The organism is Streptomyces sp. M2CJ-2 (assembly GCF_016757295.1).
In the GTDB taxonomy this organism is placed as follows: domain Bacteria; phylum Actinomycetota; class Actinomycetes; order Streptomycetales; family Streptomycetaceae; genus Streptomyces.
The window spans coordinates 1-6871 of record NZ_JAESIF010000141.1 but is presented as its reverse complement, the minus strand read 5'-3'; the positions used below and the strand labels follow the sequence as shown (position 1 = coordinate 6871).

At 69.6% G+C, this 6871-nt stretch carries 5 protein-coding genes and 1 pseudogene; 2 read left to right on the top strand and 4 right to left on the bottom strand.

The window, feature by feature from the left end; genetic code table 11:
• Positions 1-70: 70 nt before the first annotated feature.
• Positions 71-1651 (bottom strand): PQQ-binding-like beta-propeller repeat protein, encoded by a 1581-nt coding sequence (locus JL475_RS37600; RefSeq protein ID WP_202282704.1) that lies wholly within the window; start codon positions 1649-1651, stop codon positions 71-73.
• A gap of 865 nt (positions 1652-2516) precedes the next feature.
• Between JL475_RS37600 and JL475_RS37595 the strand changes: the two genes are divergently transcribed.
• The gene (locus JL475_RS37595) at positions 2517-3236 is read left to right on the top strand and encodes an IS6 family transposase (RefSeq protein WP_202282703.1); all 720 of its coding nucleotides are present in this window, start codon (positions 2517-2519) and stop codon (positions 3234-3236) included.
• A 41-nt stretch (positions 3237-3277) separates the two neighbouring features.
• Here JL475_RS37595 and JL475_RS41810 read toward each other — a convergent pair whose 3' ends face one another.
• The 3 genes from JL475_RS41810 to JL475_RS37580 form a co-directional block, all read right to left on the bottom strand.
• Positions 3278-3544 (bottom strand): transposase family protein, encoded by a 267-nt coding sequence (locus JL475_RS41810; RefSeq protein WP_368860255.1) that lies wholly within the window; start codon positions 3542-3544, stop codon positions 3278-3280.
• Between the two features lie 221 nt (positions 3545-3765).
• Positions 3766-4872, bottom strand: coding sequence for a hypothetical protein (locus JL475_RS37585; RefSeq protein ID WP_202282705.1), 1107 nt, complete (start codon positions 4870-4872; stop codon positions 3766-3768).
• Between the two features lie 123 nt (positions 4873-4995).
• Complete coding sequence (locus tag JL475_RS37580; RefSeq protein ID WP_202282701.1) at positions 4996-5418, bottom strand: hypothetical protein; 423 nt, start codon at positions 5416-5418, stop codon at positions 4996-4998.
• A gap of 179 nt (positions 5419-5597) precedes the next feature.
• Between JL475_RS37580 and JL475_RS37575 the strand changes: the two are divergent.
• Positions 5598-6799, top strand: a pseudogene (locus JL475_RS37575) (helix-turn-helix domain-containing protein); the annotation flags it as partial.
• Between the last annotated feature and the right edge of the window lie 72 nt (positions 6800-6871).

Below are 6871 nucleotides of genomic sequence, written 5' to 3'. Positions count from 1 at the left end.
GTGTTCTACCAGCTCGGCCGCCCTCGCCGGATGCGGGCATCGGAACCGAGATCACGACCCCGAACAGGCCCTAGTTCTTGCTGCCCTTGCCGACGGAGAAGGCGTACAGCTTGTTGTTCGTGCCCTTGTCCGGCCACATCGCCGAGGTGTAGCCGGAGCCCCAGTAGACCGAGCCGTTGACCACCGCGGCACCGCCGACGACCGAACCACCGCTGGCGAAGTCCCACTTCACCTTGCCGGTCTTGGCGTCGAGAGCGTACATGTTGTTGCCCTTGGGAGCCATGGAGCCGCCGTAGACGACTCCGTTGGCGCTGGTCACGAAGCCGTGGGCCTTGTGGCCCTGCGGGTCGGCGGTCTGCCACAGGAGCTTGCCGGTGGCGGCGTCGAGCGCGGCCCAGAAGCCTCCCGTGGTGGTCGACTTCTCACCCGTCGCCGAGGTGATGGTGGTGGGGACGTTGTCGTAGTTGGTGACCGCGACGTAGACGCGCTTGCCGTCGGTCGCGGAGCCCCACTGGATGCCGCCGCCGAGGCCGCCGGGGCCGGCCTGCGTCTGCCAGACGACCTTGCCCGTGGCCGGGTCGAGCGCCCAGTAGACGCCGCTCTTCTGGCCCACCCCGAGCAGGTCGGTGCGCTTGCCGTCCACCGTGGTCGTGTAGAGGTTCGGGCCCGACCCGAAGTCGTAGTCCGGGCCGTTCGGCTTCTCGATCGTCCACTGGTCGGCCTCGAGGGTGTGGCGGGCCCAGGCGACCTTGCCGTCCTTCAGGTCGAACGCGACGATCGAGTCCTGGTGGTTGTCGGGGGAGGCGGGGGTGCACCCGGTCGCGTCCGGGGTCGCGCAGACGCCTTCCGGCACCGAGTAGTTGTTGCCGGTGGCCACGTACACCAGGCCGCGCTCGAGGTCCACGGCGGGGTGGCTGCCCCACACCGCGCCACCGGTGTAGCCCTGCGGCACCGTGTGGGTCTTCCACAGGATCTCACCGGTGTCCACGCTCACCGCGACGACGCTGCCGCGGAACGTCGGTTCGCCGGGCATCCCCTCGGACTTGGACGACACGCCCACGTACGCCACGCCGTCGGCGATCACCGGCGAGCCGGTGACCACCGCCGCCGGGTGGTCGTCGATCTGCGTCTTCCACAGCGGGGCGCCGGTCTTGGCGTCGGCGCTCAGGAGGTAGGCGCCCTCGGTGGTCTTCATGGCCGGAACGCCCTCGCCGAAGACCAGCTTGCCGTCCGCATAGGCGGGGCTGGTCCGGGAGACGTCACCCTCGATCCCGCTGTACGTGCTCACCGGCTTGGACCAGAGGGCCTTGCCCGTCTTGGTGTCCACGACGTGGAGCTTGCCGCTCCAGTCCGGCACGTACGCGATGCCGTCCACCACGGTCGGCGTGGCGGAGATGTCACCGCCGGCCGTGAAGGTCCAACGCGCCTTCAGGTTCTTGACGTTGTCCGCGTTCAGGATTTTCTCGGACGCGGCGTTGCGGGTGTTGTGGGAGTCATGACCCGCGGAAGTCCAGTTCGCGGACTGCTTCGGGTCAGCCGCGGAGGCGGTCCCGGTGGTCCCTGCGAACGCCGCGGCGACGACGGCCGCAGCCAGCGGCACGCTCACGACGGCGGACCTCAGCGTCCGCGACTTCGGGCTCCGTGTTGACATGCGAAAACTCCTTCGTGCTGTGCGGCGGTGCGGAGCCGTGCCGGCTGCGGCCTGTTCGGCCGTGGGCTTCGGCTTGCTCCTCGGCGCGTCACAGGAGTGGTCGTCTCGGCCACGCCGCCCGCCAATGGTTGAACACTAAAGCATCTCCGCGAGAGGCTGATCCACCAGGGGGCTCGCAACGAGCCGGAACACATCACCCTCCCGGCCCCAATCCCGGTGCTGCTTCGACTGATTGACCCCTCACACGCTTCGCCGAGAAATCGCCGATATTGACCCAGCGGGAGGCCGCCGGCCCGTGTGGGAGCCCGCCGCAGGACCATCCGCCGCCGCGAGACGGGGTGGATCCGCCCGGCACGGCCCGGATCCCGTGCACGGCCGGCCGATCCCGGTCGACGGCCTGCTCGCCCCGGCCGCCCGCACCGGCCCCGCCCGGCAAGGCGACCTCCCCGACTCCCCTCACCGCCCCGGCTGGGGACGCGCGCGACGGCGCCGAAAGTCGGGAAGTTCCCCCTGGGGCCGGGGCCATCCCCGCGTGCGCGGGAAGCGGCCGACGACGGGCCGGGTCCGGGCGGCCGCCGGGGTGGGCTGCCGTTCCGTCTCGGCCGGCGGCGGTTCCCCCCTGCCCGTCGATACGGCTGAACTTGGCCGCGCGAAGGCCGCGGAAGGCCGGATTATTTCCCTCCGGGCGAGGCGACAGCGGTGAAATAGCCCACGCAACAGAAAGTTCACCTTTCAACAATCTTCAGGTAGTTTTTGCGATGGGTCCACCACCTCAGGGCACCGTCCGAACCGTCCGGAGGACACTGTCACGTTGACCAACCGGGTGGAATGATCTTCTGGTTGGTCATGCTGGGAGGGGTCGTCCGTGGACAGCGCGCCGCCGTCGTACAAGGGGCACCGGTACCCGGTCGAGGTTATTGCCCACTGTGTGTGGCTGTACTTCCGCTTCCCGCTCAGCTTCCGCGAGGTCGAGGAGCTGATGCTCCAGCGCGGTGTCGTCGTCTCCCACGAGACGGTCCGCCGCTGGTGCGCCAAGTTCGGGCAGGCCTACGCCAACGGCCTGCGCCGCCGGTATGCGAGGTCGGGCGATAAATGGCACCTGGACGAGGTCTTCATCAAGATCAACGGAGAGCAGAAGTACCTGTGGCGGGCCGTCGACCAGGACGGGATGGTGCTGGACATCCTCGTGCAGAACCGCCGGGACACCGCTGCGGCCAGGCGCTTCTTCCGCCGCCTGTTGAAGAAGACGCGCGCGGTGCCCAGAGTGGTCGTCACGGACAAGCTCCGCTCCTACGGCGTCGCCCACCGCGAGGTCATGCCCTCCGTCGAGCACCGTTCCCACCAGGGCCTGAACCACCGGGCGGAGAACAGCCACCAGCCCACCCGGCAACGCGAACGCGCCATGAAAGGCTTCCGCTCCGTCGGAGGAGCCCAGCAGTTCCTGGCCGCGTTCAGCGGGATCTCACCGCACTTCCGCCCCCGGCGGCATCTGATGACCGCCACCGAATACCGCGCCAAGATGACCACCCGCTTCGCAGTCTGGGACCAGATCACCGGCATCGCCGGCCTGTCTGCCGCGGCCTGAGCACGGAGCCGGAACCCGGCCCCACCACACCCGACACTCCGTCAGGCACTCACGCACTCAACAACGTGACAGCGCCCCGCTACCTGTTGCAGCACCGTCTGCAGCCCGGTGCTTCGCCTCCCGTGCCGGAAGGTCAGCCCGTCCACCTGTTCGGCGAACGTCGCCTGTGAACAGGACCGTTCGCGGCAACGGAACCGCCGGACCTGTAACTCGACGACCACCGGTCGACCGCCCACCGCGCTGTCCGCGAGCCGACGTACGTACCGGCTGTGCACCCGGGCCGATGCCGTCCCACAGGTGGGACACACCGCCCGCTCCGCTGATGCGCGGGCCCGAACGACCACCAACTCGCCGTCGGGCACGACGCTTTCGATCACAACACCTTCGACCTGGTGGAACCACAGGTCCTGGAGGAGGACATCACCCACGGCCGTTCATGATCGCGGTTGTGGTGACCCTCCGTGGCCCCAGCACGGAAAGTGATCCAGAACCACGATTCAGCCGACGCCGACAGTCTCTTGCCTGTCGGCTAGAAGAGGCCAGCGCGCGTGTGGTGCGTGAGGTTCTCGAGGATCTCGCGCAGCCACGGGCTGCGGACGGCCGGCAATCGGACCAGCGTGTGCTGGAAGGTTCCCGGGTCGGCCCGGAACAGGTAATAGGGACGCGGCGCGGGCGGGTCGTCGCGGAGTACGCCGTCGGGCATGGCTCCCGGCGTGGGGAGGTGTGGGTGTGGCTCGGGGAAGGCCATCCACATCCACACCCCGAACGGCAGCGGCACCGCGTATGCCGCGGTGTCCGCGTCGGCCGGGCTCCAGGGTTCCCCCGACTGCGGATGGGTCGGCACGAGGATTATGTCGGCGCCCGTGTCAGGGACGGGCAATCCCGGTCCGGCCAGGACGGCGCGCCGGGCCGGCCGGCCCGCGGGCAGCAGAGCGTCGAGGGCGCGTTGGAACACTTCGGCGATCTGGCCCTGTGGCACAGTCACCGGTCGGCCGTCCGAAGCAGCCAGCAGGTGGGCCAGGGCCTGGCCGGCTGCCGCCTCCCACTGCGGGCTCCATGACCACCAGTGGTCCAGCCCGTCCAGCGAGCCCCATCTGGTGATCGGCTCCATCGGGGGCGTGCCTTTTCCCTCCTCCAACAGTTCTGCCCAGGAGAGCATTGCGGCATCGGTGCCGTCGACGGGGAGGCGGTGCACGGCATCCGGTGCGAGCCAGACCGCTTGCCAGAGTGAGCAGTCGTCGATCCTGCTCGCCACGGGCAAGCCGCACGCCTCACAGGCCAGGTTGGGGCCGTCACCCCAGTCGAGGCCGCAGCAGTAGCCGCTGCCTTCCTCGGGGACGAGCACGGTGCCGCGGATATCCCCAGGTGCGACGACAATCGTGCCAGGAGCGCCGTCGGACAAGGCGTAGAGCGGTGCGTGAATGCCGCGGGCCGTCGCCTCGTCTGGATCGATCTCCTCCCACCTCCTCCACGGCGCCCCCCAGGGTTCCGGTTCCACGGCGAACGTGCCCGACTCCATGAGCACCGGGAGCTGAATCCCGTTCCCGTACCTCTGATGGGCGTGGACCGGCAGCGCAACCCGGGACAGCGGGATGGTCAGCCTGGCGCCACACCCAGCACACACAAAAACGAACAAGCATCCTCCGCGAGAGAAACAGAGGGCATCTTCGCAGCTCAGTGGCGGACCGGCCACTGTCTTTTTCATCCGCTGCCCGGGACTGTGGATTGCCACGGTGTGTAGCGCCCCTGTTCTAATCCTCTACGAGCCGGATGCCTCCCGAAGTGGTGAACATCTGCTGCTCGTTCTCGTGGACAAAGCCACCATCACGGTGAGCACCACGAAGACGACGTCCCGGCTCGCGGAGTCGAAGAAGCCGGCCATCAGGGACAGGGCGACGACGAAGACCATCATGAACCGCCAGTGCTTGCGGCCCAAGAGGAACGGACGGGTCTCGGTGCTCCACCACCAGGACGTGCTGGAGATCGTGGTGAAGCTGAACGCGGCGAGTGGGACGACGATCGGCAGCCAGAAGCGCAGGTCGTCGTCGGCGGGCAGCTGCTGGCCCCAGCGGTCGCCCTTGTGGTGCAGGAACCACAGGTACAGCGGGATGCTCACGAGCGCGTACAGCCACAGCACCACCCGCATCGTCCAGTCGACCGGACCGGTCTTCCCCTTCGCCATGGTCACGACGGTAGTGAACAGCGTCTCGAGCCGGTCCGCGTTCGTGAGAACCGGCCACCCATCCGGCCAGAACAACCGACCCGACACCCCTCGTACGTATTTCGTACGTAATTCGTACGGTAAAAGTACGCGGTTCGTACGTTTCATGGGGTAGGGTGTTGGTTGGCAGGAGGTGTTCCATGTCCGAGTTGTTCGACGCGGTCGACGCACTGCTCGCGTCCCGCGCCACGCTGCCGCCACCGGCGGAGCGCAAGCGGCTGCGTGCCGCACACGGCCTGACGATCGACGAAGTGGCCACCGCACTGAAGGTGCGCCGGGCCACGGTGTCCGGCTGGGAGTCCGGCAAGACCGAGCCCCGCCCGCCGGAGCGCGAGGCGTACGCCCGGCTGCTGGACAAGCTCGCGGAGCTCTACCCCGCCCCCGCAGTGACGAAGGAGCCGGCCGTCCCGGCGGTGCCGGCCGCGTTCACCGCCGTGCCCGCCCCGGCGAAATCGCAGACTCTGTCCCCAGGCCCGGCATCCGACGCAGCGGACACGACCGCACACGAAAACACCCAGACCAGCGCCGCCCCCGTCGCCGCTGCTCCGACGGCCGCGCCGCGTCCGGCGCGCACCGCCAGGCCGACGTCGTCGACGTCGCGCCGTCCGGGCGCGAAGAAGGCGGCCCCGGCCGGCGCCCCCGTGGGCGGCGCCGACGCGCGCTTCGAGAACGGGCCGCTGGCGGTCGTCGACGTCGAGGACGGCAAGGTGCTGGCGTACTGCACCGGCGGCCTGGTTTTGGACGTGCCCGCCAAGTCCCTCCCGGCCCTGGTCGACTGGACGCTCACGGAGGCGAGGCTCGGGCAGCCGAGGCTGTCCGGGCCGGGCAAGGACGCCGACCCGCTGCTCGTGCTCACCGAGGCCGCGTTGGAGCGCTACGGCCTCCCCGTCGCCCTCGCGGAGGAGGAGCGGCTCGCCGGGCGCCTGCCGGAGGGCCACAAGGTCATCAAGCAGCTGGTCCGCGCGGAGTGGAAGCTGACCAAGCGCGGGTTCGGCCCGTGGGCGCGGATCTACCGCCCCGCGCAGGGTTCGGAGCGGGCCTGCGTGCAGCTGTGCATCCCGTCGTGGAACGCGCTGGACACCCGGCACTGGGGTGAGGCCGGGCAGCTGCCGCCGGCCGAACTCGCCCGCGTGCTGGGTGTGTACGCGTCCCGGGTGATGACGCCGCGCGGTTCCACCGCCGTCACCGGCCTGGAGCTGATGACCGCGCTGCACCCGCCGACCCGGGCCTCCGAGCCCGACACCGACGGCAGGCGGCACTCCGAGCGCAACCCCGGCAGCCTGGGCAAAAGGACCCGGTGGACTGCGCGCCGTGCGAGGCCCCCGACGGGCACCCGCTCCTAGTAGGGCTTGGTTAGGTTGGGGCGGGTTCGGCATGTCGGGTCGGCTTCAGGGATCTTCGGCAGGTCGGGCAC

Excerpts from the sequence above, each read along its gene's own strand:
- JL475_RS37600 (WP_202282704.1), bottom strand. The coding sequence starts at position 1,651 with ATGTCAACACGGAGCCCGAAGTCGCGGACGCTGAGGTCCGCCGTCGTG.
- JL475_RS37580 (WP_202282701.1), bottom strand. The coding sequence starts at position 5,418 with ATGGCGAAGGGGAAGACCGGTCCGGTCGACTGGACGATGCGGGTGGTG.